The sequence below is a fragment of the Pseudoalteromonas sp. SG44-17 genome, assembly GCF_014164235.1.
GTDB lineage: Bacteria > Pseudomonadota > Gammaproteobacteria > Enterobacterales > Alteromonadaceae > Pseudoalteromonas > Pseudoalteromonas rhizosphaerae.
Genome location: NZ_JACJEV010000003.1, coordinates 91,745 through 118,126, shown reverse-complemented (window position 1 = coordinate 118,126; position 26,382 = coordinate 91,745). Strand labels below are relative to the sequence as shown.

Annotated in this window: 24 protein-coding genes; 16 read left to right on the top strand and 8 right to left on the bottom strand. The window is 39.9% G+C overall.

The genetic code is table 11. From position 1 onward, the window contains the following. The first annotated feature begins 36 nt into the window (after positions 1-36). Positions 37-486: an Lrp/AsnC family transcriptional regulator gene (locus H5182_RS03390; RefSeq protein ID WP_149981764.1), complete on the top strand. Its 450-nt coding sequence runs from the start codon at positions 37-39 to the stop codon at positions 484-486. 151 nt (positions 487-637) lie between these two features. Here the strand turns inward: H5182_RS03390 and gss are convergent, their stop codons facing one another. Then, complete coding sequence (gene gss / locus H5182_RS03385) at positions 638-2,521, bottom strand: bifunctional glutathionylspermidine amidase/synthase (RefSeq protein WP_145240941.1); 1,884 nt, start codon at positions 2,519-2,521, stop codon at positions 638-640. A gap of 232 nt (positions 2,522-2,753) precedes the next feature. Between gss and H5182_RS03380 the strand changes: the two genes are divergently transcribed. The 4 genes from H5182_RS03380 to H5182_RS03365 all read left to right on the top strand — a co-directional run bounded on the left by H5182_RS03380 (position 2,754) and on the right by H5182_RS03365 (position 7,827). Continuing rightward, entirely contained in the window at positions 2,754-3,728 is a 975-nt protein-coding gene (locus H5182_RS03380) for a hypothetical protein (protein WP_182735717.1), read from the top strand. A 121-nt stretch (positions 3,729-3,849) separates the two neighbouring features. Continuing rightward, positions 3,850-5,868, top strand: a complete 2,019-nt coding sequence (locus tag H5182_RS03375) for a TonB-dependent siderophore receptor (protein WP_182757962.1) — start codon at positions 3,850-3,852, stop codon at positions 5,866-5,868. A 346-nt stretch (positions 5,869-6,214) separates the two neighbouring features. After that, complete coding sequence (locus H5182_RS03370; protein WP_259398230.1) at positions 6,215-7,291, top strand: catalase family peroxidase; 1,077 nt, start codon at positions 6,215-6,217, stop codon at positions 7,289-7,291. Continuing rightward, positions 7,291-7,827 (top strand): cytochrome b, encoded by a 537-nt coding sequence (locus H5182_RS03365; RefSeq protein WP_145240782.1) that lies wholly within the window; start codon positions 7,291-7,293, stop codon positions 7,825-7,827. Before H5182_RS03370 ends, H5182_RS03365 begins: the two co-directional genes overlap by 1 nt. Positions 7,828-7,898: 71 nt before the next feature. Here the strand turns inward: H5182_RS03365 and H5182_RS03360 are convergent, their stop codons facing one another. After that, positions 7,899-8,678, bottom strand: coding sequence for a DUF2189 domain-containing protein (locus H5182_RS03360; protein ID WP_145240784.1), 780 nt, complete (start codon positions 8,676-8,678; stop codon positions 7,899-7,901). Between the two features lie 200 nt (positions 8,679-8,878). On the opposite strand from H5182_RS03360, the gene H5182_RS03355 reads away from it, so the two are divergent. The 6 genes from H5182_RS03355 to H5182_RS03330 all read left to right on the top strand — a co-directional run bounded on the left by H5182_RS03355 (position 8,879) and on the right by H5182_RS03330 (position 16,309). After that, on the top strand, positions 8,879-9,259 hold the full coding sequence (locus H5182_RS03355) for a BlaI/MecI/CopY family transcriptional regulator (RefSeq protein WP_145240786.1): 381 nt from the start codon (positions 8,879-8,881) through the stop codon (positions 9,257-9,259). Positions 9,260-9,285: 26 nt separating this feature from the next. Then, on the top strand, positions 9,286-10,830 hold the full coding sequence (locus tag H5182_RS03350) for a M56 family metallopeptidase (RefSeq protein ID WP_182731137.1): 1,545 nt from the start codon (positions 9,286-9,288) through the stop codon (positions 10,828-10,830). 223 nt (positions 10,831-11,053) lie between these two features. Beyond that, on the top strand, positions 11,054-12,466 hold the full coding sequence (locus H5182_RS03345; protein WP_182759522.1) for an MBOAT family protein: 1,413 nt from the start codon (positions 11,054-11,056) through the stop codon (positions 12,464-12,466). A gap of 19 nt (positions 12,467-12,485) precedes the next feature. After that, positions 12,486-13,661 (top strand): hypothetical protein, encoded by a 1,176-nt coding sequence (locus H5182_RS03340; RefSeq protein ID WP_259398177.1) that lies wholly within the window; start codon positions 12,486-12,488, stop codon positions 13,659-13,661. A 222-nt stretch (positions 13,662-13,883) separates the two neighbouring features. Then, positions 13,884-14,789 (top strand): ABC transporter ATP-binding protein, encoded by a 906-nt coding sequence (locus H5182_RS03335; RefSeq protein ID WP_149981756.1) that lies wholly within the window; start codon positions 13,884-13,886, stop codon positions 14,787-14,789. Continuing rightward, positions 14,789-16,309, top strand: a complete 1,521-nt coding sequence (locus tag H5182_RS03330; protein ID WP_182759520.1) for a hypothetical protein — start codon at positions 14,789-14,791, stop codon at positions 16,307-16,309. Before H5182_RS03335 ends, H5182_RS03330 begins: the two co-directional genes overlap by 1 nt. Positions 16,310-16,409: 100 nt before the next feature. On the opposite strand, the gene H5182_RS03325 is transcribed toward H5182_RS03330, so the two are convergent. Genes H5182_RS03325 through H5182_RS03310 form a run of 4 tightly spaced genes read right to left on the bottom strand, consistent with a single transcriptional unit; the run spans position 16,410 to position 19,438 of the window. Further along, on the bottom strand, positions 16,410-18,560 hold the full coding sequence (locus H5182_RS03325) for an exonuclease domain-containing protein (RefSeq protein ID WP_182759519.1): 2,151 nt from the start codon (positions 18,558-18,560) through the stop codon (positions 16,410-16,412). A gap of 53 nt (positions 18,561-18,613) precedes the next feature. After that, entirely contained in the window at positions 18,614-18,982 is a 369-nt protein-coding gene (locus tag H5182_RS03320) for a TM2 domain-containing protein (RefSeq protein ID WP_182718001.1), read from the bottom strand. Positions 18,983-18,996: 14 nt separating this feature from the next. Continuing rightward, entirely contained in the window at positions 18,997-19,209 is a 213-nt protein-coding gene (gene yidD, locus H5182_RS03315) for a membrane protein insertion efficiency factor YidD (RefSeq protein ID WP_220491300.1), read from the bottom strand. Between the two features lie 4 nt (positions 19,210-19,213). Next, entirely contained in the window at positions 19,214-19,438 is a 225-nt protein-coding gene (locus tag H5182_RS03310; protein ID WP_145240804.1) for a DUF4177 domain-containing protein, read from the bottom strand. 298 nt (positions 19,439-19,736) lie between these two features. Between H5182_RS03310 and betI the strand changes: the two genes are divergently transcribed. The 5 genes from betI to H5182_RS03285 all read left to right on the top strand — a co-directional run bounded on the left by betI (position 19,737) and on the right by H5182_RS03285 (position 25,555). Beyond that, a complete protein-coding gene (gene betI, locus H5182_RS03305) occupies positions 19,737-20,327 on the top strand; it encodes a transcriptional regulator BetI (RefSeq protein ID WP_145240806.1) in 591 nt (196 codons plus the stop codon). A gap of 1 nt (position 20,328) precedes the next feature. Beyond that, the gene (betB, locus tag H5182_RS03300) at positions 20,329-21,792 is read left to right on the top strand and encodes a betaine-aldehyde dehydrogenase (RefSeq protein ID WP_145240808.1); all 1,464 of its coding nucleotides are present in this window, start codon (positions 20,329-20,331) and stop codon (positions 21,790-21,792) included. Beyond that, a complete protein-coding gene (gene betA, locus H5182_RS03295; protein ID WP_182759518.1) occupies positions 21,792-23,462 on the top strand; it encodes a choline dehydrogenase in 1,671 nt (556 codons plus the stop codon). Before betB ends, betA begins: the two co-directional genes overlap by 1 nt. A 135-nt stretch (positions 23,463-23,597) precedes the next feature. After that, a complete protein-coding gene (locus H5182_RS03290; protein WP_145240812.1) occupies positions 23,598-24,815 on the top strand; it encodes a BCCT family transporter in 1,218 nt (405 codons plus the stop codon). 32 nt (positions 24,816-24,847) lie between these two features. Then, on the top strand, positions 24,848-25,555 hold the full coding sequence (locus H5182_RS03285; protein ID WP_145240814.1) for a TorF family putative porin: 708 nt from the start codon (positions 24,848-24,850) through the stop codon (positions 25,553-25,555). 57 nt (positions 25,556-25,612) lie between these two features. Here the strand turns inward: H5182_RS03285 and H5182_RS03280 are convergent, their stop codons facing one another. Then, entirely contained in the window at positions 25,613-25,828 is a 216-nt protein-coding gene (locus H5182_RS03280; RefSeq protein ID WP_182731144.1) for a helix-turn-helix transcriptional regulator, read from the bottom strand. Then, the gene (locus H5182_RS03275; protein ID WP_182731145.1) at positions 25,828-26,382 is read right to left on the bottom strand and encodes a DUF2975 domain-containing protein; all 555 of its coding nucleotides are present in this window, start codon (positions 26,380-26,382) and stop codon (positions 25,828-25,830) included. The genes H5182_RS03280 and H5182_RS03275 overlap by 1 nt, the downstream gene beginning before the upstream one ends.

Here is a 26,382-nt window from a genome sequence, read left to right as displayed (position 1 = left end):
TATTAATCTATTATAAATTTACTTTAGCAACTTAATATGAAAAAAGATCGAATTAACGACAGGATATTGCAAGAATTAAAGCGCAGTGGTCGAATTGCCAACGCTGAACTTGCTGATTTGGTTGGTTTATCCCCATCAGCATGCTTGCGCCGTGTACAAGAGTTAGAAAAAGCAGGTGTGATCAAAGGCTACCGAGCAGTTATTAATAATCAAGCGTTTGGACTTGGTTTTGTCGCGTATGTGGGGGTGGGTTTAAATGAGCACTCTACGAAATCACAACGAGCTTTTGAACAAGCACTTGAGTTTATTGATGAAGTTAAAGAGTGCCATAATGTCACAGGAGCATTTGAATATTTACTTAGAGTAGAAACCGCTGATATTAAGTCTTATAAAGCATTCCATGCTGATGTTTTAGGATCAATCCCACAGGTACGAACGATCACTTCGCATGTAGTGATGGACTCACCAAAAGATGAGCGGGCGTAAATGCTAGCGCCAACGGTGCGATGCCACTTTTAATTTTATGCTGAGTCCTTGCTTGGTGGTTTATGTCACTTTATTTACCCAACAAGTAGCAGTAAACAGGCTACTTGTTGGGTTTGATATGCGCTCAAAATTGAGGTTAAAGCACGTTTAATTAAAAGTAACTATCATCGCTGATACGCAGTGCCATACAATCGCTGTGGCCGTTTATAATCATGCTTTTATCAACGCGTACGCCAGCACCAGCGTATTTACCTGCTGCGGTAAAACTACATATTTGCACAAAGTAATCAGCTACTTTAGGAAGGGCAAATAACTGCTGGTATATTTGCTCTTGAGAGGCAAAATGACCCGTTGTTTTTTCTATTACGTGTTGTTGTTCATCAACGAGTTGAATATTTGCACCGCATCGACCAACAATCGGTTTAACGACATAGCCTGTTTGCAATAGTTCATCATTTAAATCAAATGCAGTATTGAGTAAAAACGGATGATTTGGAAATAAACTCCACAGTACTGGCAAAATTGCTTTATTACTGGGTATTAATGTCCACAGCGGCTCAAAAACCATCACATTTTTACGAAGTAATACATCGACCAAACGTGGGGTTTTACCAGATTGCCAGTGCGGCTCAAAATCATCGCTTTGGGATTGATCAGCCTCACACTCTAGTCTTATTTGATCAAGAGCGGTTTCCCATGACCATGTTTTCCAAACGTAACTGAGTTTTTCGCCATCAGCGTCAACAATATTACCCGCTGCGTCCCAGTGTAAATCAGTCAAACCAATGATTACTTTGCACTCAAAACCAGCGGCTTCAATAGCTTCTTTCATAAACAATGCATGGTAATGTTCTTCTGGCTCATCATCTTGCAATATATGGACAAGGCCGTTTACTTCACTTTTTCGCCATGCCCTTACTAAATCTTTAAATAAATCATGGCCGGCATCAATACCCGTTTTAACACCAAAGTGTTTGGCCCATTTACCTTGTACTTTGCCACTTTCCATATAGCACGATGCTGAATCGCAGTTGTATTCATAGACTTTCAAGCCTGCGGGAGTTAATGCAAAATCAAATCGACTGGTGATCAGTTGATTTAAGCGATTATCCCATGATTGGCGAATCTTATTGAGCACCGCATCGGGTAAATTAAACTTTTTTAATAGCTCAGGATGCTGCAGTACATAGTCTGTTGCATGCATAAACAAGCCATGTAATTCATTGGTAGCATGTTCAATAGTTTGTTGAGCGGTTTTTGAAATTGTAAAATAATGATGTTGATCAGCATTAACTGAAGTCAATTTATGCCCTTGCATCATTTCTACGTAGGCTGCTTCATCGTCATTGGCAATGTTAAGCCATGACTTAGTGGCTTGCCCATAATCAGTTGCATATTGGGCTTTTATGGCAAACAGATCAGTGTTTATTTCAGGCGTAGGTTCACTAAATTCGCTGTACTCAGTTTGTGTCATCCAGCCTAAAATAGTGGCGTCACTGTAAGAGCACTCAATCCAGTAGTCACCTTCTTTTGTGACTTTCGCTTTGAGTTCGCGACACCACTGTTGATCTTGCGGCCATAGCTGATGGGCCACGTTTTGTTCAGCAAGACGAATTTTATCCTGATGTACTTCAACCACCACCGCAACATGGCCAGTTTCTTCAAATTCACCGCCTTCTTCCCAAATGAGTAAACTTCCTACCACTGGGTGGTGTTTTGCACCATTACGAAATGCTTGTAAAGGCAACCTGGTTTGATTGTTTATGTCACGCACTGAGCGTAGCTCAAAAATATCGTAAGCCATTGCAACATCATCAAAAATATAGCCATGATTGAGATACATCCAGCGTCGCGCAAATTCAACACATTGCCATTTATAGCCCATGTAAATACCATCGAGGTAACTACGATAGGCGCTACGGTTAGGATAAATTGTTTCGTCAGCTGTATCGTAATCAGACGAATAAACAGCAACATTACCAGGCGCATAACCTAATAATTCACCAAACTGACTGACAGGAACGCGGGATTTAATAGACAAAGTAATTCAAAATTAAGGAGTGATAATTTGCAGACTATAGGAGTGAATAAGGCCGATAGCAAGATAATAAATATAATCTTTCAGGCATTTTATATGTTGCTGCTAGATGCATAGACCAACCGTTATTGCGTATTACAAAGAGCTCATTAATCACTTAATTATCATTTAGTTGATTTACGTCTTTATTGTCCCCATATTAACTAAAAACAGTCATTAAAGGGAAGTTATGCGTCATTATCCATTATATAAAATTGATGAAAAATGTTTACGTCGCTTAGGTCAGGGAGTTTTAAAAACTTATAATTTAAATAAAATTATAGGTTTAGATACTGAAAAAGCAATCGCTAAAGAGTGTGAAGACTTACTTGCGCTGAATGAAGATTGTAATGCAGAGCATTTTGCCGAGCTTCGTCAAAGGCGGGCAATTAGTGACAGCGTGCCAGATGATGATCTATACGCGCAAGTTGTAGAAGCTGATGATGGTAGCTTATTTATAGTCAGTGTTTGTCGTAATGATGATGACGAGACTATGTTTGAAGTGTTTAGTGAGCATCCGTTATCAGAACCATTACTTGCACAGCTGGTCCGCTATATTAGTAAGGTATTTTGCTGGTGTACGCCTAGATATATTTGTGTATGGCCAGCACCAGGATCAATACCAGCCAAACAACTGCTAAGTTTGGCCGGTAGCCGCGCTGTTGATTCATTGTTAGCAGCACAAGATCCTAAACTGACTGTTGATGAATTACTCTGTGCAGATATTGCATTGCAGCCGTTTGAACTTGATAAAGATTGGCCTTGGTATGAGCGTGACTATACTCAGTTTTTAATGCAGCATCCTGAAATGGCAACAATAGTACCAATTAGCGAAAAAGACGATATCAGCGAAGCTATTGCAGCCGGATTGTGCAGCGCGGCGTTTTATAGAGGCAAGCCACTGGGTATGATAATGGCTGAGTCGAGCGATGAGCTAGGGTTTAACGGTTTACTAATCAGTGATATTTTTATTACTGGGCAATTTAGAGGACAGGGCTTTGCATCCCCAATGCAGCGTTTATATTATCAACAGCATATGCAAGGTTTTGAATTTTTCTTTGGTTACATTCATGCTGATAATAAACCTTCGTATAACAATGCACTTAAACAAGGACGAGAGTTGCTGCGCCAAGAAGTGTACCTTCCTGCGCATTTATTTTTATAGTTGTTTTGCTATTAATTTCAAAAAAATTAATCAGCTAGAGTAAAAACTTGGTGTTGTCTTGTGGCAATATAGTGGTAATTAAGCTAGCCTTTTTATGGTTATTAGTTTTATTAAGTATGATATGAAGCCTAAACGTTTGACTCGTTATTTGCCGCTGAATTCATTAGTTATGTGCTTGGCAGCTTTGCCAAGTTTTTCATATAGTAATGAGCAAGATACTAACCTATTTGAGATCCCGCTTGAGAGCTTACTTAACATTGAAGTTGTGAGCCCTTCACAAACCGTAAAAAAGATAAGCCAAGCGCCGAATATTATTAGCTCAGTTAACGCCACTCAAATTGCAAGTATGGGCGCGCGAACGCTATCAGATATATTGAAAATGTTGCCTGGCGTACAAATACTATCGCGGCGAAATGGCCGAGACATGGTGTGGATCCGAGGCATTCCATCAGGTCGAAACAGCAAAGTAATGTTAACTATTGATGGCGTACCTCAGCGGGAAGGTTTAATTGGAGGCTGGTCTCCTGATGAACAGATACAAATAAATAATATTGAGCGAATAGAAGTTATCCGCGGACCTGGATCTGCGTTATATGGTGGTGATGCATATTCAGGTTTGATTTCTATTTTTACGAAAGCAAAAGCGCCTGAACGAACTCTCATCTCAGCAGGGGTTGCCAGTTACGATCGTAAATCAGCTACTATCAATACGGGGAAAGAGTTTGCGGGCGGAACATTTGTTTTGTCAGGGCGACTCTTAGATAGCAAAGGCTATCCTCAACAATATGACCGCAACGGTTTTGCATCAACGCATGATAATAATGTTGATGCTAAAAGTCTGGGAGTGTCTTTACGCAATGAGCAGTGGCAATTTGGTATAAATTATGATGATTACACGACAGAGTATCCTCATTATTCGTCAAATCAATATAAATCTCAACGCTATCAAACACTCAGTGCGCACATCCAAAATAAACTTAGCTTTGATAAATTATCGATAGAAAATCAATTGTATACCTACAAGGTGAAGCGCTACTTTGAACGTACGATTACCGATCTGCAGGGCAATATTGATTTTTATTCTGACTCAGACTTGGATTCCACATCAAATGGTGTGCGCAGTCAGTGGAGTTACGCGTTTAATCCAAATCACCATGCTATTGTGGGGCTGACCTTTCAACAACGTCAAGTCGGTGAATATCATGAGACGATAAAAAAACAAAACGCGGTAGAAGTTAATGAGTATGAATCAAGGGTGATTCGAGATGGTGACTTAACACCATCAAGCCATAATCGGGCTATTTACTTTCAACAAGAATCACTATTTTTTGAGCAACGCTTAGGATTGACGGTTGGTGTGCGGGTTGATGACTACCCTGAGTTCAGCTCAGAAACTTCTCCGCGGATTGCTGTGACTTATCAAGGTAATGAACAGTGGTCTGGTAAATTGATATGGGGAACGGCTTTTCGAGCGCCTACTTTTTTACAGCAATATGAAGTGCGCAGTGACAATAATATATCAGGAAATCCAAATCTAAATCCTGAACAAATAGAGACATTTGAAGGTGAGTGGGTTTATCATTTTTCAGCTAATAATAATATTACTCTGCGCGGGTTTAGCAGTTATTTGAGTGAGTTTATTCAGTCTGTAAATGGTAAGCCTTACGAAAATAGCAGTGAGCAATTACACGTTCCTGGATATGAAGTTGAGTGGAATAATCAATATTATGCAGATTGGTCTCACTTTAACCGCATTAGTACTTCATTTAATTATACCCGAGTTAATTCAGAGCAAGCGTCATTGGCAAAAGATACATTAAATTGGCTGCTGTTTATGGAGGATGAGCAATTTTCATTTTATGCGGGAATTAATTACCTTAGTCGGCGTAACCAAAGCCTAAGCTATCATACCAGTGTAAAAGTGCCAGAAATTGCACAACGAGATAATAAAGGTAGCTACTGGACTTTGGATGCTCACTTGAGTTATCGCCCTAGTAAGCAAAGTGCGTGGCAATGGACTATTGGTGTAAAAAATATGTTTGATAAACAGCATTATAACCCTACCTATGCGCCAGATAGCTACTATGACGTAAGGAAAGAGCCACAAAGTTATGAAATGAGTGTGGCATTGTCATTTTAATAGGATGACCTGCTAGGTTATTTAAAACAGTTAATGCAAAGCGGGTTATCAAGGTGCTTTTTAAATTCAATGTTTGCTGATAGCCATTTTGAAGGCTAACTTGCTTGTATGGTCCTGGGCAACACTTGTCCTGCGCATAGATATAAATATTGACTTCATCCAATATAGAATATTGCAATATCTCTCCTAAATATGCACAACTTTAAGTCTAAAAATAAATCCTAACAGAGGTAATAGTTAACTTTAGAGCGAAGTTTTTTAATTTGTTGAAATAGTTTTCCTCTTTCGTCGGTCTTTGCATGTGGGCACTAATAATCAATAATCATTTCAAGAGGTCGTGAGTAGGATGACTAAAGTTAAACGCAGTAGGTTGGGTATGCCAGCGATACTTTATCGAGGTAGCTTATTACTAGGGTCGATGGCTGTTTTTGCAACGGCGACACTTTATTTTGCAGGCGCATTTAATCGTGATGCAGTAACAGCACAAAAATTTGTTGATTTGCAGCAAGGTGACACACCACATGCCGGTTTTCGTCGTGCGCATGCTAAGGGTATATGTATAACGGGTAATTTTGAATCAACAGGGGCACTATCTTCTTACTCGGTCGCAGAGGTGTTTAAAAAGGGCAGTACGCCATTTTATGGGCGTTTCTCAATTGCAGGTAATAATCCAACCGCGCCAGATTTAAAAGCACCGGTGCGCAGTCTAGCATTTGCAGTAAACAGTGGCACAGTCGATGAATGGCGTGTTGCTATGAATACGCCTCCTGTAATGGCAGTTGCTACACCTGAGGCATTTTTTCAGCAATTGCAGGCATTATCACCGGATCCTATAACAAAACAACGAGACCCAGAAAAAATAACAGCGTTCTTTAAAGCACATCCAGAAAGTAAAGCATTTAATGATTGGAAAGCTGACTATGTGCCTGCCAATAGTTTTGCCGCAGAACGTTATCACAGTATCAATGCGTTTTATTTACATAATGAGCTAGGTGATAAACAAGCTGTGCGTTGGGTTGCGCGTCCGCACAAAGCGACAAATAATGCTGCGATGCTCGATACGTCATCGGCCAACGCACTTCAACAAGAGTTGGCATCACGTTTAGATCAAAACGCTGTTAAATTTGATTTAATTTTTACCTTAGCGGCGTCTAATGATGATGAGAATAATCCAACCATACCGTGGCCCTCAGATAGACAGACGATAAATGCTGGCACATTATCAATCGTTTCTTGGCACAACCAAGAAAACGCAGCCTGTGGCGACGCAAACTTTGATCCGTTGGTGTTACCGCAGGGTATGAGTGCGACAGCCGATCCGATTTTACGTGCGCGTGGTGCCGCGTATGCGCAGTCCTATCGTCGTCGTGCAAAAGAAACATTGTTAGGTGCTAAAGTTAGCGCAACAAATGGAGGTGAATAATGTCAGCAAATAAGGGCTACTCAGCAGGCAGTCGGTTATTACATTGGGTGATGGCGCTGATGTTAATATCGATGCTATTTTTAGGGTTATCAATGGTACAAAGCTTGGCCGTTTGGCAGGTTGAGGCTGTCACCTTACATAAATCTACCGGTATTTTAGCGCTCATTTTAGTTGTGCTGAGATTAATAAATAAAGTGTACAGCTGCACGCCTACTTTACCCACTGAGTTACCTAGGTTGCAGCGGTTTGCAGCTCATATCACTCACTTTGGGCTTTATTGCGCGATGATACTGATGCCGCTATCTGGCTGGTTAATGCAAAATGCGGACGGGCGCGTAGTGCAGTTTTTTGGGTTATTTCAGTTACCTAATTTGCTTGACGCTGATATTAAATACTTTGCATTTTTCCGAGAAATGCATGGCATTGTAGCTTGGTTGTTTTTAGCAATGATTTTTATGCACATCAGTGCCGCGCTTTATCATGGTTTAATCAAACGTGATGGCGTTATGAGCGCAATGCTGACAGGCAAAAAGTAGCTGTAATAAAGCTCACTTAGGTATTCATTCCAAGAAAAAGGCCAGTTTTACTGGCCTTTATGCATTTTAGTTTATTCATAGCTGCGGGCTTTTTTGGTTTTAATTACGGCAATATAGCCGTGCCAGCTGGCATAGCTAAGTAGTGGCATAATAACTATAAAACCAGTAGCACCAGTGACAAAACCAAGGGCTACGAGTATAAAAATACATGCAGACCAAACAATCATCGCTGAAAAGTTGGTTTTAACGGCATTCATTGATGACATAACCGCGGTCATTATATCGACCCGTCTTTCCATCATAATTTGTGGAGTAAATGCTGAAATAGCAAATACAGTAACAAGCAAAATTCCGCCGATAATGGTACCTAAAGTTAAAAAAGCGGAGAGTTCTTCAAATGTAGGATTAGCATGACTGGGGTAAAGTGCATGAACTATCGCTGCCAGACGCATCCATATAATCATTATTACCATCAGTAAAATTGCAAATCCCCATTCACCGACCGGATTTCTGAACATTGATTTTAGAGAATGGCTAAGTGTTGGTGTGTGGCCTTTTTCTAGCTCCCAAGCAACATCATAGAGACCTACCGCAAATACCGGGCCGATCAGAGCAAATGCGACACTGGCTGGTAAAACAACTAAGTAGCTGTCAGTGAACACCGCGAAATAGACAATTGCCAGCGGGATCAGAGTGAAAACAATCCCATAAATCAAGCTTAAAATAGGGGCTCTGGCCATATCTTTAAAGGCCAGTGCCAGCCAATGAAATGCTGCAAAAGTGCTGACCTTATTGCACTCTAAACAGCGCGCAAATTCGGAGTGTTTATCTATTGTGTTTGTTGACGGCATAAGGAGCTTCCTCTAAAGGCTACTCTTAAGGTTTAGAACATGTAGCCATTATTTACAAATTTTAAAGAACTTTTTAGCCTGGATTACGAGTACTAATTACTAAATTATTAAAAACTAATTAATTAGTTGATAGATTGAGTTGAGCACGCTATAGTATTTAAAACTAATTAATTAGTAGAACTTTAAAAAGGTTAAATACGATGGCTAGAAATAAATCAAATCAGCTTACCGATGGTGAGCAAAGTATTATGGAAGTGCTTTGGGAAAGTGGTGAGGCGTCTGTGCGCGATATAACAGATGAACTATCAAAGGAAAAAAAAACCGCTTATACCACAGTACAAACGTTATGTAAGATCCTTGCTGAAAAAGGCTACGCCGACTTTAGAAAAGAAGGAAAAGCGTTTATTTACACACCAAAGATTACTCAAAAAGAAGCGCGGCAAAGTGCATTAACTTCGATGCTGAATAAGTTTTTTGGTGGCTCACCTAAGGTATTGGCACAGCATTTAATGCAAGAGACTGACATTGATCTTGATGATTTAGAAGCATTACAGCGTAAAGTTGACCAAAGTAAAGATTAACAAACCTAGAAAAGGACGTCAGGACAATGATGATTGAATATACCTTATTAACAACGTTAGCATTTCATCACCTTGTTATTGGTTTTATACTTTTATTGGGACTTACGTTGATTAATAAATGTGTTCCATCGGGGGCTGAGTTGAAAAGCTGGTTGTGGATGACGACGTTAATTACCGCAACAGTCATCCCTTTTACCTTGATCACAACCGGGAATGAAAACGAAAATACAGAGATCAATACAACAGCGCAAACCATTGCTTCTCAACAAGATCCTAATGTGTTGAACACAGCTAGTACGGGTATTATTAATGAGCCGAATAACAGCTGGCACTTGCCTAGTGAAATCGTATTTAATTTTTCATTTTTGCTAAGTATAGCCGTATTAATCTGGCTTGCAGGCAGCGTTTGGCGAGTATTTACAGTATTGTCATCATATATTCAAACACGCTATTTGATAAGCTCAACAATTGAAAAAGCGCCACATTTATCTGCCCATATTGATACACAGGTTTATACTTCAACTAAAGTATCCTCTCCTTTAGTTGTAGGGTTTAAACAACCTAAAATTATTCTTCCAAAAAGCCTTACCGAGCAACTCAAGCATGAGCAATTACTGGCGATAGTGCTTCATGAAAACGCGCATATTAAACGCAAAGATAACTGGTTTGGTTTATTTCAAGAAGTCATCGCGATTCTATTTTGGTGGAGCCCGGTGATACGCATGCTTAACAAGCAAATTCATGTAGAACGCGAAATAGCCTGTGACTTACGTGCAGTAAATGAAATTAAAAATACTCAACAATATGCGCAATCACTGATTGATTGTGCAAAATTAATGGTAATGCAGCAAAGGAGTGTGCTGGCAATGGGGCTTTTTAGTAAGAAAAAAGAGCTAAATTATCGCATTGGTGCAGTGTTAGAAAATAAGCAATTTAAAAAGCCAAGTATCGCTGTAATTGCTTTGGTGTGTGCAGTGCTCGCTGCTACAACGATTCAAGCAACGCAGGCATTTTCACCCAAAATTAGTATTAAACATACCGTAGCAGATGCCCGACATTATTCACTGTTACCACAATTCGAGAGCACTTTATTAATTAATGCGGTCACGCGTAATGATATTGATGCGATACGTGTGCTGCGAAATGATGGGGTTGATATTAATGTACCAGTGATTGGTGATGGCACTGCGTTAATGATTGCCGTGAAAAAAAATAACAAAATAATGACTCAGGCATTAATTGACTTAGGCGCGGATGTAAATCAGTCATCAAGTGGTGATGGTAACCCGCTGATAGTTGCTGCGATGAATAATAACATTGAATTGGCTACGCTTTTACTTGATAACGGCGCTGATATAAATGCAATTGTACCGCGTGATGAAACGGCCCTTATAAATGCTGCATATTTTGGTTTTTACGATATGAGCCAATTATTAATATCACGGGGCGCTGATGTAAACTTAGCGGTTACTACAGGAGCATCTGATGGTTACCAGCGACGTACCCCCCTTAATCGTGCTCGCACAGAGTCAATTAAAGCGTTACTAATAGCTAATGGAGCACGCCAATGAATCACATATTACTTCACTCGCCCCCCTGAATGCGTTGATCTAACTTGGCTGATGAGCGAATGCAAGTCAGCCTGCGTCAAATTTATTTAAATTACTTCAATTAATTATTGATTGGGTTTCCCCCTACTTTTAGTGGGTCAACCAAACTCGCTCTGAATAAAGGAAAACAGTATGTTTACTCGTTACCAAAGAACAATTATTGAACAAAATATAAGGGGGCAACATGATATTTAATACCCCCATATTCTTTTGGTTTTTTGCCATTTTTATTTTGTTTTACGGTTTTGTTTTTTTAAAACAAAAACCCAAAGTGTATTTGATTTTAGTCGGCAGCTTAGTTTTTTATGGCGCGTGGAATTATAGTTTTATTCCCTTGCTGGTGGGCAGTGGGGTAGCCGATTACTTTATTGCTCAAGCTATATATAAAGCATCAACGCAGCAACGTAAAAAGCAATGGGTTACGTTATCTGTGGTGCTTAATTTAGGGTTATTAGCGGTGTTTAAATATGCTGACTTTGTACTCAATTCTGTGTCTGATCTGTTATCTACGCTTGGTTACAATGCCTCCATTGAGACATTAGGGTGGGTACTGCCTGTTGGTATTTCTTTTTATACTTTTCAAAGTTTAAGTTACACCATTGATGTTTACCGTGGCGATATGAAACCACGTAAAGGCTTAGTTGAATTTGTTGCTGCTTTATCGTTTTTCCCACAACTGGTTGCAGGCCCAATTCTTCGTGCAAGTCATATTTTGCCACAAATGCACGCCATCGCCTTGCCTAAGTACACTGCTGTAAAACATGGTTTTTTGCTGATCACTGTGGGGCTGATTAAAAAAACTGGTGCAGATATATTGGCTATCCCTGCACAACATGCTTTTGAGGCAAAAGGCCCCATAAGCACACTGGAGCTTTGGACTGGCGTATTGGCATTTGCAGGGCAGATATACGGTGACTTTTCGGGTTATACCGATATGGCAATTGGTATTGCGCTGATACTCGGTTTTAGTATTCCACTTAATTTTAGAGTGCCTTACTTCGCACTTTCTCCGGTTGATTTTTGGCGTCGTTGGCATATTTCACTCTCGACTTGGTTACGAGATTATTTATATATTTCATTAGGCGGGAACAGAAATAATAACCGCACCCGTAATGTGTTTTTAACTATGTTACTGGGTGGTTTATGGCATGGCGCAGCGTGGACTTTTGTTGCTTGGGGCGCATTTCATGGCGCTATTATCACTGCTACGCACTATTTAGCAGGGCTGAAAATATTTGCACGTTTTAATCAATCCAATGCACTGTTTGTAACTTTTATTAAGTGGGCCATCACGTTTTATTTAGTCCTTATAGGTTGGGTGTTTTTTGCAGCCAACGACTTAACTTCTGCCATAGATATTATTACTAATTTACATGTATTTAATTCAACAATAGCAGCTGGAAGCAACGCAATGACTATTTTTGTAATGACCAGTGTGTGGGTATTACTTGTACATATTATGGATTTTTACGTAATAAAGGGCGCTGACAAGCTGGAAAATAAACCCTGGTTATTTTGGCTGTTAATGATGTTAGGGCAAGGGGTATGTTTATTTATCGGGGAGCCAAGCAATGAGTTTATCTATTTCCAATTCTAATCATCAAGGTAGAGTAGCAATGACATCACAAAAATTATATGGAAAGTCGATTCTTGTTATTGGCTTATGCATGGCTTTCGCACTTGTCGGTATTCATCTTATTTTGCATGGGATGGGAGCAAATACTCAAGGCGCAATAGCAAGGGTTACTGAGTCACGTGCAGCTTTGCCACAAATAGTGAAAGAACCAAACGATGTTGTGATGTTTTTTGGCTCATCAATGACGCGTGCCGGATTTTCGCCACGAAAATTTGATGCTGATTTAGCGCAGCGGGGTAAGCAAGTTAAATCATTTAACTTTGGCTTTGGTGGGCTAAACCCGTACTTTCAAGATTTTTTATCACGACGTATTGCGGATGAATTTGTCAAAGAAGATCGCAAAATAAAGCTAACCATGATTGAGTTTAATCCTTTTCAAACCACGCAAACGCGCTGGAGCAGAGCGACCCCAGTTTTAGACTCATTTTTAACTTTACTCGCTAATGATCAGGAGTTAATGGTAATTGCAAAAAATGATCTTACTCGTGGCGTACGATTATTCAATATAAAATATTTGCGCGGCAATATTTCAGCTGAAATGATCACCAGTTTTTTGGGTCGAGAGATGTTTCCACCTAAATCGCATCAAACGTTTAAAGATGATGATGAAACTATTGCGCAGCGTCGCCGCTTAGGACGTTTACTCGGTGAAAAATTTGTAGAAGAATATCCTAATTATAAGGGCGCAGAATGGAGCTATGAATGGCAAGGGGGCGGTACAATCCCACAAGAGCGAACAGCAGAAACGTTAGCTATATTTAACGACTATTACCACGTTACGCAAACTGATAACGAAATGAAAAACGATCGCCTTAGTCGTATTCGCAGTGCAGATATAGAGCAGCTTCATTTTCAACCATTATTGGTTACGCATTTTATTAATATTGTAAAAAACTTTCAACGTGTATCTGAGAACGTTGAAGTGATCATGCTGCCAAAAAACAGTAAGTGGATAAAAACAACACCAGAGGCTGAAAAACGTTTAGCAGAAGTAATAGCGCAAATAGAGCAAGCCACTGGTATTAAAATGAAAAACCATCAAAATATACCGCAAATAACCCCGCAAATGTACCGTGATACCACGCATTTATCGCGTTATCGTGGCGATATTGCTTACACAGATTATCTAATAGAGCAGTATCAAAGTTTGTTTTAGTTTTTACTGCGGTTAGACTGAATAAGTTAAATGCATCAGCGGGTGAGAAAAATGACTACACGTTAACTTATCACGTTGATGTTTTTCGCCATTATTTGGTAAGAGTTGTTATTCAATATTGTTTATTTAAAAAGTTTAAAACTTAAGTTGTTGATTATTAATTGTTATTTACATGGCTTAATATTTGCTGAATGAGTGTAACTTAATTAGGAATAGACACTCATGCTATTAGATATTCAATCATTACGTCATCAATATAATAAAAGCAAAGATGCAAAATGCGCAATTAATACATTATCTTTGCAAGTTGAACCTGGGATTTTAGCCTTGTTAGGCCCTAATGGAGCTGGAAAATCTAGTTTGATGAGAATTCTGGCTACCATTACTAAGCCAACACAAGGTGTTATTTTATGGCAAGGCCAAGATATTGTTAAATCACCACAATTGTTACGCAAAGAGCTGGGCTATTTACCTCAATATTTTGGCGTGTATGAACAACTGTCGGGGTTTGAATTTTTGCAATATATGGCAGGGCTTAAAGGGCTTGAAAATGCACATGCCAATAGTGTTATTGATGATTTGCTGAATAAGCTTAATTTAACCCACGCCGCACATCAGCCGCTAAAAGGTTACTCTGGAGGCATGAAACAACGCATTGGCATTGCGCAGGCGTTATTAAATGATCCTAAATTATTGATCATTGACGAGCCGACGGTTGGTCTTGATCCGCATGAACGAGCCAACTTTAGGCAGTTATTGACTGAGCTTGCGGCGGATCGTTGCATTATATTCTCCACGCATATAGTGTCAGATGTTGAATCGATTGCGGACCGCATTGCCATTATGCGCGGTGGCACACTTATTCAATCAGTAACAGCGAATGTATTACAGCAAAAAGTGGCTGAAAAATGTTGGACATTAACGATTGAACCATCGGATCTGAAACAGATCCAGCATGAGTATATTGTTAGCCACAGCATTCGAAAAGAAGGAAAGCTTGAATTAAACCTTGTTGCGGATCATTGCCCTGATTCTAAAGCCACGGTACGGGCGGCATCACTCGAAGATGCTTACTTGTATTTTACTAGCGAGCAACCAGCACCTCGCAGCGCAGCGAGGATCGGTTAATGAAACAGATTTGGCAATGTATGGTCGCTGACTTTAAACAACGCACACGACAACAAAGTTATATGGTGACCTTGTTGGCTATGTCTGTATTAACGTTATTGTATTTTCCGTCCCCTGATGCGCAGTACCAAACACTAGTGATTAATGGCTACCGCGGCATTTATAACAGCGCGTGGATTGGTGTATGCTTAGCTATGCTAAATGTTATGTTCTTACCAATTATTTGCTTTTACTTGGTTAAAAATGCACTTGAGTTAGACAGGCAATCAAAAACGTGTGAGCTTATTGCAGCAACGTCGATTAGCAAACAGGCTTTTCTATTCGCTAAGTGGGGGGTAAATGTACTGATTTTACTTTCAATTGTATTGGCGATGTTGCTCAGTAGTGTATTGATACAGCTTTATTATGGCGAAAGCTATCAGGTTGATGTGTGGGCACTCGTTTGGCCGCAATTAGTGTTTGTTTTACCTTTGTTATTAGCAATTGCATCAATCGCTATTTTATTTGAGTCGATAACGTGGCTCAAAGGGGGGTTAGGTAATGTGGTATATTTTTTCTTGTGGGTTGGCTCGATAACGCAAAGTATTGAAGGAGTATCAGGCATTGGTGCAGTGCTTGAAAGTTTAGATATAGAGGTTGCTGCGCGTTTTCCAACAGAGCAGGGTGGTACCAATGTTGGCATAACAGCTAGTGAATCTGTAAAAACATTTGTTTGGCATGGGTTTGAGCCAAGTGCTGTGCACTTCCAAGGAATGTTGCCTTTATTGATAGTCAGCTCAATAGCTCTAAGCTTAGCATTTTTATTTTTTGATCGTTTTAGTAATGGCTCAATGAACGAGATTAAAAAGCAATGGCGAATAGTTAGCGTAATTGAAAAAGTCACAGGAATACTCGATAGAATATTTGTTGGCGCAACTAAGTCATTCGCTGTTACACGCTTATTACGATTAGAGTTTAAGTTAATGCTTAAAGGGCAAACAAATCTGTGGCTCATCGGATTGGTCATTTTGAATGTGTGCCAAGTTTTTGTTGATCAGAACCTGTTGCTGAGTCTTTTTTTACCTATGTCATTGTTGTGGTGTGTATTGGTTATATCGCCGTTAGGGCAGCTAGAGAGGCAAACAAATACTATTGAAATTATGGCTTATAGCAAGCAATCACCGCTATTACAAAGTATGGCTAGTTTCAGTGCTGGTTGGGGATTGTTAGCCTTTGCCTGTATAGGCAGTATTGCGCGGTTTGTAGTCATAGCTGAATGGTTGTTGCTGGTGCAATTGTTTGTGGCTATTTCGTTTATGGTTTCGTTGGCCTATTTTTGCGGTACATTTACGCAGTCAAAACGAATGTTTGAAGTTGTGTTTCTAGTCATTTGGTACATAGGACCTCTGCAAGGTGGACTATATTTAGACTTTTTAGGGGTGAACAGTCAAGCGAGTTGTGATGCAGGAATGCCTTATTACTTTTTGGGTATTGCAGTTGGGTTATTAATGCTAACGGTAAGTATTAGACAGACGCGTTGACTTCTATAGCGAGGTACTGGGAGGGTTGCAATCAATACCTTGCTTTTATTTAGCAAAAGCTGGCTTTGGGTCATTTGCGCTAAAAGCTTAAGTTATTAAGTTAGTTAAATTTTTTTATAAGCAAAAGTAACTCAGCGGTTGCGCTGGCATCAGCGAGTGCTCGGTGATGGCTTGTCAGGTTTAAGTCAAAATGCGCACTGAGGTTACCTAAAGAGTATGATTTTAAACCAGCAAACGCTTTGCGAGATTCAACCACAGTACATAATTTGGGCATTTTAAAGTGGATACCTGCCATTTCACATTCTTTACGAATAAAGCCGTAATCAAAGTTTACATTGTGAGCCACAAAAATAGTGCCTTTTAGTTTATTAAGTAAAGTCTCAGCTATTTCAGTAAAGCGTGGTGCAGTTGCTACCATTGCGTCATTAATACCGGTTAAAGACACTATAAACTTAGGAATGCGCATTTGCGGGTTGATAAGTGTTGACCAAGTATCAATTACTTTGCCGTGTTGCATTTTAACTATGCCAATTTCGGTGATCCGATTGCCGCCTTTTAAACTACCAGTGGTTTCAATGTCGACCACGCTGTAAATACGATTGGGATCATTAACCCATTTTACGGCCGCAATGTGTACATTGAATCCATTACTTTTGAGGCAATCAATCGTTGTTAGCTGATTACGTCTTAATTTATCACCTGGGGCTTTTACTTCTTCAAAATGGAGTTTATTACCATTTAGCACCATCAAATCAGGGTAACCATCTTTAAGCTGCATAAAGCGCATGGTCATATTCTTTAAGTGACTTTTTAGCGCTGCTAATGAGCTATTTAAAATCAGCACTTCTAATGGTCGTAATAGCTCGTTATGCCAGCGAAACAGCCCATTAGCTTGCTCAAAATAACGGGCGGCACTTTTACAAACGTGTTTTAGTAAATCATCCGGTGTTTGCCAGTTTGCTAGTAGTGCTTCAATTTGTTGGTGTTGGGTATGATAAAAGCAGTCGGTTCTCAATGATTGTGGAAACATATCAAACTCATTGCAAGGTGGGGTGGGAGTATCTATATAAAGCTCGCGCCAAAAAACTAAACCAAAAAGGCTCTGCCAAAGCGTATTTTCGGTATAAAAAACAGTTAACCCTTGTTGAGTGTAGTGTTCTGTAACACCTTGCTCTACATCGTTTCGATAAACTTCGTCAATTTCAATAACACATTGCGTATCGGCGAGCATTGCACTTAAGCGAGAGCGAGTTTGCTTGTTAAATTTACGCATTAAAAAGTCATCAGCAAAATACAGTAAATCATCAGTGAGCGGATCTTCGATGATGGTTTCAAGCTGGATTTTTACCCACTCTTTATTACCTTGGCGGTATTGCTCGCGTATTTGTAATTCAGTTGCTTCAGCGCTATTTTCACAGGCATTTAAAAGTGTAAAACACAGCTCAATATTATATTTTTTTAGTTGTTGGTGAAGTCGTAAAAGGAGCTTGTTTTTAAGGTTGACTGCTAATGTACCTTCGGCCGGTTGATTAATAAGCTCAATAGCTAAAGCTTGATATTCGTCATCACTTTGCGCGCTTTTAAATGCCATGCGATAACGATTTAGCGCGTAGTTAGATTGCGCCTCTTCACGTGTATCAAAGCGAGCTAAACTTACTGTATGGTTTTCTCGTGTGGTTCTTAGGCCCAAATCACGCAGTACAAAGCTATTTTGATGGTTAATATCACCAGTGCTTAAGCGGCCTATGTATAGAAATTCAAAGTATTCATACACAGCAAAGCGGTTATTAATAACAAACTGGTTATAAAGGCAGGTTAAATGTTCCGGCTTAGTAGCAAAAAAATCGCAAGTCTGTGCTACCAGTTGTGCTTTAGTGACGCTTTTTTTAATACTAGGTTGGATATCGAAAGGCGCGAGTAGTGCTAGCAATGCGGGTTTAGTTAGATGTGCGAGTACGTGTTGATAGTCGGTGTAATTTGGATGACTAATGAGCTGTGCTGTTTTTAGCTCTTCGAGTGCCAGTGCAGGGCTGTCTATTTCATTATAATTAAGTGTGGTGATTGCTACGAGTAAAGGTTTACGAGAATAAATGCGTGCCAGCATGCACTGGCCTTGCTCAGTAAGTCGGTTTGCTTTATTAATGAAATCGACGTGTTTTTGCTCTAATAAGTGTCTGCATTGAGTGTCGATAAATGTTATTAGCTCTTTAAAGTGGGCTAAATAATATTTTTCGGGTAATTCTTTTTTCATAACACACACCGTAACTGTATAAAAAAACAGTATCTAGCATTTGCTTTAAGTAATCAAGAGTCGGTTAGTTGTTTTAGAATATCAGCCATAACTTGATTGTTATATTGATGGACGATGCGTTGACTCTTAAAAAGCTGTGGTAATTCAATTAACAAAACGACGATGATTAAAAATACGCCAAAGCTATAAATAGTGAGTATGCCAATTAGCATCAGCGTTAAATTCACCGCACCACGTTGAAATCTACCTAAGTAAAAGTGGTGTAAACCTGCGGCAAAAAACCAATTCAGTACCGCATAAGTATCAGGGTCTTTAACGAGACGCTTTTCTTGCTGGTAAAATAGTTTACGCTGTTCAGGGGACAATGCATTTACTTCTGAACGAAGCTGCTCTTCTTGAGCATTTAGTTGTTCTGATGTCATGGCATTAATAAGCCTCAAGGAAGTGGATCGGATTTTACGGTTACACAGTCGGGGTTATTGCAACGCCGTATTCTTTTTACGCCAATAAACAGACCTTTCACTAGCCCATATTTAGTAATTGCTTGATGAGTAAACTCTGAGCAGGAAGGACTGAAATTACAACTAATATTAAAATGTGCCTTAGCGCCGCCATTTTTTTGATAGCGGCGAATTGCACTAAGCGTCATTGCTTTAAGCACGGTTTCTGCCTAACGTTAAGATCACAGCTTCGCGTGACCAAAATAGCAAAAAACGTTTGCTTTCGATAACCTGAAATACCAGTTGCCAGCCATTTTGTGCTTCATCATTAAGTGTTGCTTCTAGCCTTTTAAGTGGTAACCCGCTCGAACCTAGCAGCAATGTGCCACAGCCACCCTCAACAACATGCAATACTTTATATTCATTAAAATTAGACATCGAGTTTCCTGTAGTTTGTTTTTTTGATAGATAATTCTGTGATTTTAAAAGTGATACCTGAGACTAACCAGATATGATTTTCAACCTAATATAGCTGATTTTTTTCGCATTTACTTAAAAAGCAGCTGTTTTTCGATTTTTTTCGCAACTTTTTTCTAAGCCGATTTATCAACGCTAGGACAGTTACTTAGGGTCACTTAGCTCTCTTCATTTTAGCCTATTCACAGTTTGTCAACCTTGAATTATCAGTTCCATTACTTTAATCTTTATTTTTATTGAACGTTCAATTAATAAAAATATGCCTAAAGTTGGAATGGAACCTGTCCGTCGTCAGCAGCTAATTGACGCTACTATTAGTTCGGTTGCTGAATTTGGCTTACAAGCAACAACCATTAATAGTATCAGTAAAAAAGCAGGATTATCGTCGGGCATTATTAGTCATTATTTTGGTGGTAAGCAGGGCTTGATAGAAGCCACTGTGCGTTATTTATTAACCAATCTAAAACACGAGCTGATCAAACAAGTAACGCCAACAACGACCCCTGAGCAAAGGTTAATGCTGATAATAGAAGCTAACTTTGCCAGATTACAACAGCGCAGCGATACCACTAAAACTTGGTTAAGCTTTTGGGCGCAATCGATGCACGATGTTCAGTTGCATCGCTTACAGAACGTAAATAGCCGACGACTTCTTAGTAATTTAGTCAGCTCATTTAAACAATTGATGGGTGATGATGAAGCCAAACTTGCAGCGCAATTATGTGCGGCAATGATCGATGGCTTATGGTTAAGAGCGGTACTAAGTAAGTCTGATCAAGATCAATTTGCACATTGTGAACAGCTAGCAAAAAACTTTGTATGTTCACTTATCAAACAGTATGGAGCTTAATGTGACAACACCTGTTTATCAAAACTTTATCAATGGTCACTTTTTAAAAAATCAAAGTGGCGAAACATTTGCAGTTAAAAACCCAGCAACAGATGACGTAATTTATTATGTAGAAGTGGCAGATGCGTTTATTCAAAATGCGGCTATTCAAAGTGCTAAACAAGGATTTGCTGCATGGTCAACTATGAGTCCGATTGAACGTAGTCGTATCTTACTAAAAGCGGTTGCATTATTGCGCGAGCGTAATGATTTACTTGCAAAAATAGAAGTGCTAGATACCGGTAAACCATGGCAAGAAGCCGAGTGTGTTGATGTGCAAACTGGCGCTGATGTAATCGAGTATTTTGCAGGGCTAGCACCTGCCCAAGTTGGCCAGCAGCAAATGGTTGGCGAAGATTTTTATTATACCCGTAAAGAGCCATTAGGGATTTGTGCCGGAATCGGTGCGTGGAACTACCCGCTGCAAATCGCTTGTTGGAAATCCGGCCCAGCTTTGGCTGCCGGAAATGCATTTATTTTTAAACCTTCTGAAGAAACGCCACTTGGCGCAATTAAGCTTGCCGAAATATTCATCGAAGCGGGTGTACCAGCGGGTGTGTTTAACGTGGTGCAAGGTGCAGCAGAAGTCGGCCAGTGGTTAACACAATCAGCTGATATTGAGAAAGTATCGTTTACCGGCGAAGTAGGCACAGGTAAAAAAGTAGTTGCTAGTGCTGCGGGTTCATTAAAAGATGTCACCATGGAACTTGGTGGTAAATCACCACTGCTAGTATTTGATGATGCCGATATTTCACAGGCAGTAAGTGCTGCAATGTTAGGTAATTTTTATACGCAAGGTGAAATTTGCACTAACTGCACCCGTATTTATGTACACAAAAATGTTTATCAGCAATTTATTGATGAGCTTAAAACACGCACTGAAGAAAATATTATAGCGGGCGATCCACTCGATCCTAACGTTAACTTTGGCGCATTAATTTCCAAAAAGCATCAACAATTAGTGATGAGCTATATCGATAAAGGCATCAGCGAAGGTGCAACGTTATTAACGGGTGGTAAAACGCTTAGCCCAGCCTCTGCACCAAACGGTTACTTTGTTGCACCAACGGTATTTATTGATTGCACTGATGATATGACGATCGTCAAAGAAGAAATCTTTGGTCCCGTAATGAGCGTATTAACGTTTGATGACGAAGATGATGTAATTCACCGTGCTAACGATACTCACTTAGGCCTTGCTGCAGGCGTGTTTACCAAAGATATTAAGCGCGCACACCGTGTTATTCATCAGCTGCAAGCAGGTATTTGTTGGATCAACAGCTACGGCAATTCGCCAGCAGAAATGCCTGTGGGCGGTTATAAGCAGTCAGGTATCGGTCGTGAAAATGGCATTGAAACACTTGATCATTACACCCAAACTAAATCGATTTATGTCGGTATGACTAATATAGAGAGCCCATTTTAATGACTGCACTAACGTATGATTACATCATAGTGGGTGCAGGGTCGGCGGGCTGTGTACTGGCTAATCGTTTATCCGAAGATAGCCGCAACCGCGTTTTATTATTAGAGACTGGCGGCAGCGATAAAAGCATTTTCATTAAAATGCCTACCGCGCTATCAATTCCGATGAATTCAGATAAATACGCGTGGCAGTTTCATAGTGAAGCTGAACCGCATCTAGATGATCGTCAAATGCACTGCCCGCGTGGCAAAGTGTTAGGTGGCTCATCATCTATCAATGGCATGGTGTATGTACGTGGCCATGCTAAAGACTTTGATGAATGGCAACAACATGGTGCACAAGGGTGGGATTATCAATCCTGTTTACCGTATTTTCAAAAAGCAGAATCATTCTATTTAGGTAAAAACGACTATCGTGGTGATAGCGGCCCTTTGGGTGTGAACAACGGTAACGAAATGGCGAACCCGCTTTATAAAGCCTTTATCAAAGCGGGCCAGCAAGCCGGATATGCAGCCACTGACGATTATAACGCAGCGCAGCAAGAGGGTTTTGGTCCAATGCACATGACCGTTAAAGACGGTGTGCGCAGCTCTGCAAGTCGTGAATATTTAGACCCAGTGAAGTCACGTAAAAACTTAGTTATTGTTACTGGTGCGTTGGCTGAAAAGGTGTTGCTTGAAGGCAAAAAAGCCGTTGGTGTGCAGTACAAAGTTAATGGCGATATTGTTAAAGCAAAGGCCAGTAAAGACGTTATTTTAAGTGCCGGTCCGATTGGTTCACCGCATTTATTGCAACTTTCTGGTATTGGCGACAGCGAAATACTTAAAGCAGCGGGTATCGAGGTTAAGCACCATTTACCTGGGGTTGGGCAAAATCTGCAAGATCACTTGGAGTTTTATTTCCAGTATAAGTGTAAGCAGCCAATTACCTTAAACGGCAAGCTTGGCCTTATTTCAAAGGGCCTTATTGGCGCGCGTTGGTTATTAAACCGCAGCGGTCTTGGGGCGACTAATCATTTTGAATCTTGTGCATTTATTCGCTCAAAACCGGGGGTTGAGTGGCCTGATATTCAATATCACTTTTTACCTGCGGCAATTCGTTATGACGGTAAAAGTGCTTTTGATGGCCATGGTTTTCAGGTCCATGTAGGGCATAACAAGCCTAAAAGCCGCGGTGCAGTAACAATTAAATCGGCTGATCCAACGGTTGCACCTAAGATCCAATTTAACTATTTACAGCATCAAGATGATATTGAAGGGTTTAGAGCCTGTGTGCGTTTAACGCGTGAAATCATTGAGCAAAGTGCGTTTGATGATTACCGCGATGGCGAAATCCAACCAGGTAAAGAGATTCAAACCGATGAACAAATAGATGCTTTTGTACGTCAGGCAGTTGAGAGTGCTTACCATCCTTCATGTTCATGCAAAATGGGTGAAGATGAACTGGCAGTAGTAAACTCAAATACTCAAGTACATGGCATTGAGGGACTGCATGTGGTGGATTCATCAATCTTCCCAACAGTTCCTAACGGAAATTTAAATGCGCCAACCATTATGGTGGCAGAAAAAGCGGCTGATCTAATTTTAGGTAAGCCACCACTTAGTAAATCGCAAGTAAAGGTTGCTGTTGAATCTCAATGGCAAACTGTGCAGCGTAGTTCGGAGATCTAACCAGGCCACCTGGGGTACATTTTGTACCTTGGGGCTTGCAGTGGCGCGCATCATAAGTTGTTTGTGGTGCGTTAATGCGAGACTAAAAACACGGAGACGTAATGATGTATTTTCATTTATTTTGGGGAGGGAATTATGACCTTATGGCTTAGCGCAGGCATTATTTTCACCCTACTAGCAATTGTTGCAATTTTAGTAAAATGGGGCAATGTAAAGTGTGTTGGCGTCACACCGGTAAGAACATTTACCTTTATCGCCATCTTATTTACATCAGGCTTAGATGTTGGCTTGATCATGTTTCCACTCACTGAGTTTGCAGGTTATGCAGACATAAAAGCAAGCCCAGAGTACGCGTTTGCCAATCCACTAGCTATCGAGTTTGGTTATTGGGGCTTTCTGATCTGGGGATTCTATTTCCTTACGTGCTTTTATTTCTGTGTAATAGAACCTAAAGTGAAATTTTTCGAAATTCCTTGGGTTAAATTAATCAATAATGTAGTTATTATTGGTACTTGTGCCTTCACCGCTTTCTTATTGCTCTCTAACCTACCTTGGTATTTACCTAGTCTTGGTGATGGTGAGTCGATTATTCCGTCATTTTATTTAATTGTATTCGCAGCTATTTGCTTTGCGGTGTATTCAAGCACCGATATTAAATATGTACGTTTTCTAAGTATTTCAACTACCTGGTTATTTATAGCACTAATTGGTTTTATGTGGTTTGGCGCATTTATGGGCGAAAATGGCCAAGTGTCAGATTTTACAAATAATTTAACGTTAATTGGTAGTTACTTTGGCAATATTAATCAGTTTGTACTGCCACTCAATGATTACCATGAGTTTTATTTATTTTGGTGGTTTGCGTGGAGTATTATGATTGGCCAATTCACTTCACGTTTTGTCGGTGGATTAAAAACCTATCAAGTATTGGGGGCAATGTTAATTTTCCCTTCAATCCCAATCGCAATTTGGTTTGGCGTGCTTTATCAGTATCACGAAGCAGGCATTGATACACAAGGGATCAAAAATATAGCAATGGTATTTGTTGGCGTAGTGTTTGTGATCAACTCGCTTGATTCACTGATCCGTTTATACACCGACAATATGGGTATGACGGTTAAACGTTTAGGTAAATTTAAATATATTGCGCTAAATGTTGTCGCTCTTTCATTATTAACCCTATTATTTAAGCAGAACTTTCTACAAATCCAGTGGGTCGGAGTGTTAGTGATTGGTTTGTTCTTTGCGTGTGCAGCCTATATTGCCTATAGCAAAGTTAAAACTGTGAGTAACATTGATAGTTCGCCGAAAGACAACAAAATTGACTACACAAAAATTGAATCAGCTAGCTAGATATTAGCTTATACAGTAGCGAAGGAATTAACATGACAACACAAAAAACATTATTAGCAGTCGCATTACCGTTTGCACTTTTTTCAACCTCAGTATTGGCTGATTGGTCAGCAACCGTAACCGGCGCATCAGATTATACCTTTAATGGTGTGAGCCAAACGCAAAACGACCCAGCGTTACAAGGTAGCCTTGATTATTCATTTGGCGAATCAGGCATGTATGCTGGCACGTGGGCGTCAAACGTTGACTTTGGTGACGACACAAATATTGAATGGGATGCTTACTTCGGTCGCTATGCGCAGTTAAATGAAGCGCTCAGTATTGATTACGGCCTTGCGTATTACAGTTACCATGGGCAAAGCAACTCAAGCGATGGTAACTACTTTGAAGCCTACACTAAATTTGGTTACGCAAGTGAGTTAGGGCAAACAGAGCTTAACTTTTGGTATAGCTGGGATTATTTTGGTACCGGCGCAGGTCATGTGATTTCTATGGTTGCACACACCATTGAACTTGCACCTAATCACGCACTGCGTGCCAGCTTTGATATTTCAAATTCACTCGATGGCGATAAGTTCGCATGGGATACCGATGGTAAATCGTATAACCACTATCGTCTTGCTTATCAAACAAGTTTAGCGGGTTTTGATATTGAGGTAGCGGGCGAGAACACCAGCCTAGATATTGATACTGCAGATGAGCGTATTGTATTGTCGATAGGCCGTACATTCTCACTATAAGTGTTTTAAATTATTTTATTTAAACAGCAAAACGGCCATTAAAAAAATGGCCGTTTTTTATTTGTTATCCTCTTCAATATACCTAAGTATATCGCCTGGTTGACACTCTAGATGCTCACATATGGCATCAAGGGTACTAAAGCGCACAGCCTTCGCTCTGCCAGCTTTTAATACTGATAAATTCTGTGGTGTAATACCAATGGCTTCAGCCAGCTCGCTTGATTTCATTTTACGTGTTGCTAGCATGACATCTAAATCTATTATTATCGGCATCAAATCACAAGCTCTTGTTCTTGTTGTAATTGGTGTGCTTGTTTCATTACCCAAGCTATTACGTAAATTATAAGCCCAGCGAGTAACCCTATAATGTCGGTATCGCTGATGAATATAATACGGGTAAGCTCGTCGCTCGTTATAGTATTGATTAAGGTCACAAGCAAAGCAGGATAAATGGCAGTAATCACAAATTGTAGAAGTAACACACCACCGAGCCATGTGAAGCAACTAATATTTTTAGCGCTAAAAAACAGTCCCTTGCGATAAAGCGAAAACAAACGAAGTAAAATAATATTTATTATGATAAATGGCAGGACTTGGATTAAACCGAGCCAAACTAAAGCATTATAGTGATTTTCTGTTAATTGTTTAGCTGCGTTGCTCCATGAGCCATTGACTTCAAGACCTATCCACATATGAGCGCTACCTTCGACGCCTAAATTTAGCTCTGAGCTAGTGAATAACACCATACTTAGGGTGATCAATATAGTGAATAAGCTGAGTAATAGTAAGGTTAAAATGATATTGCTCATCCAAATTATTTTCTTCAT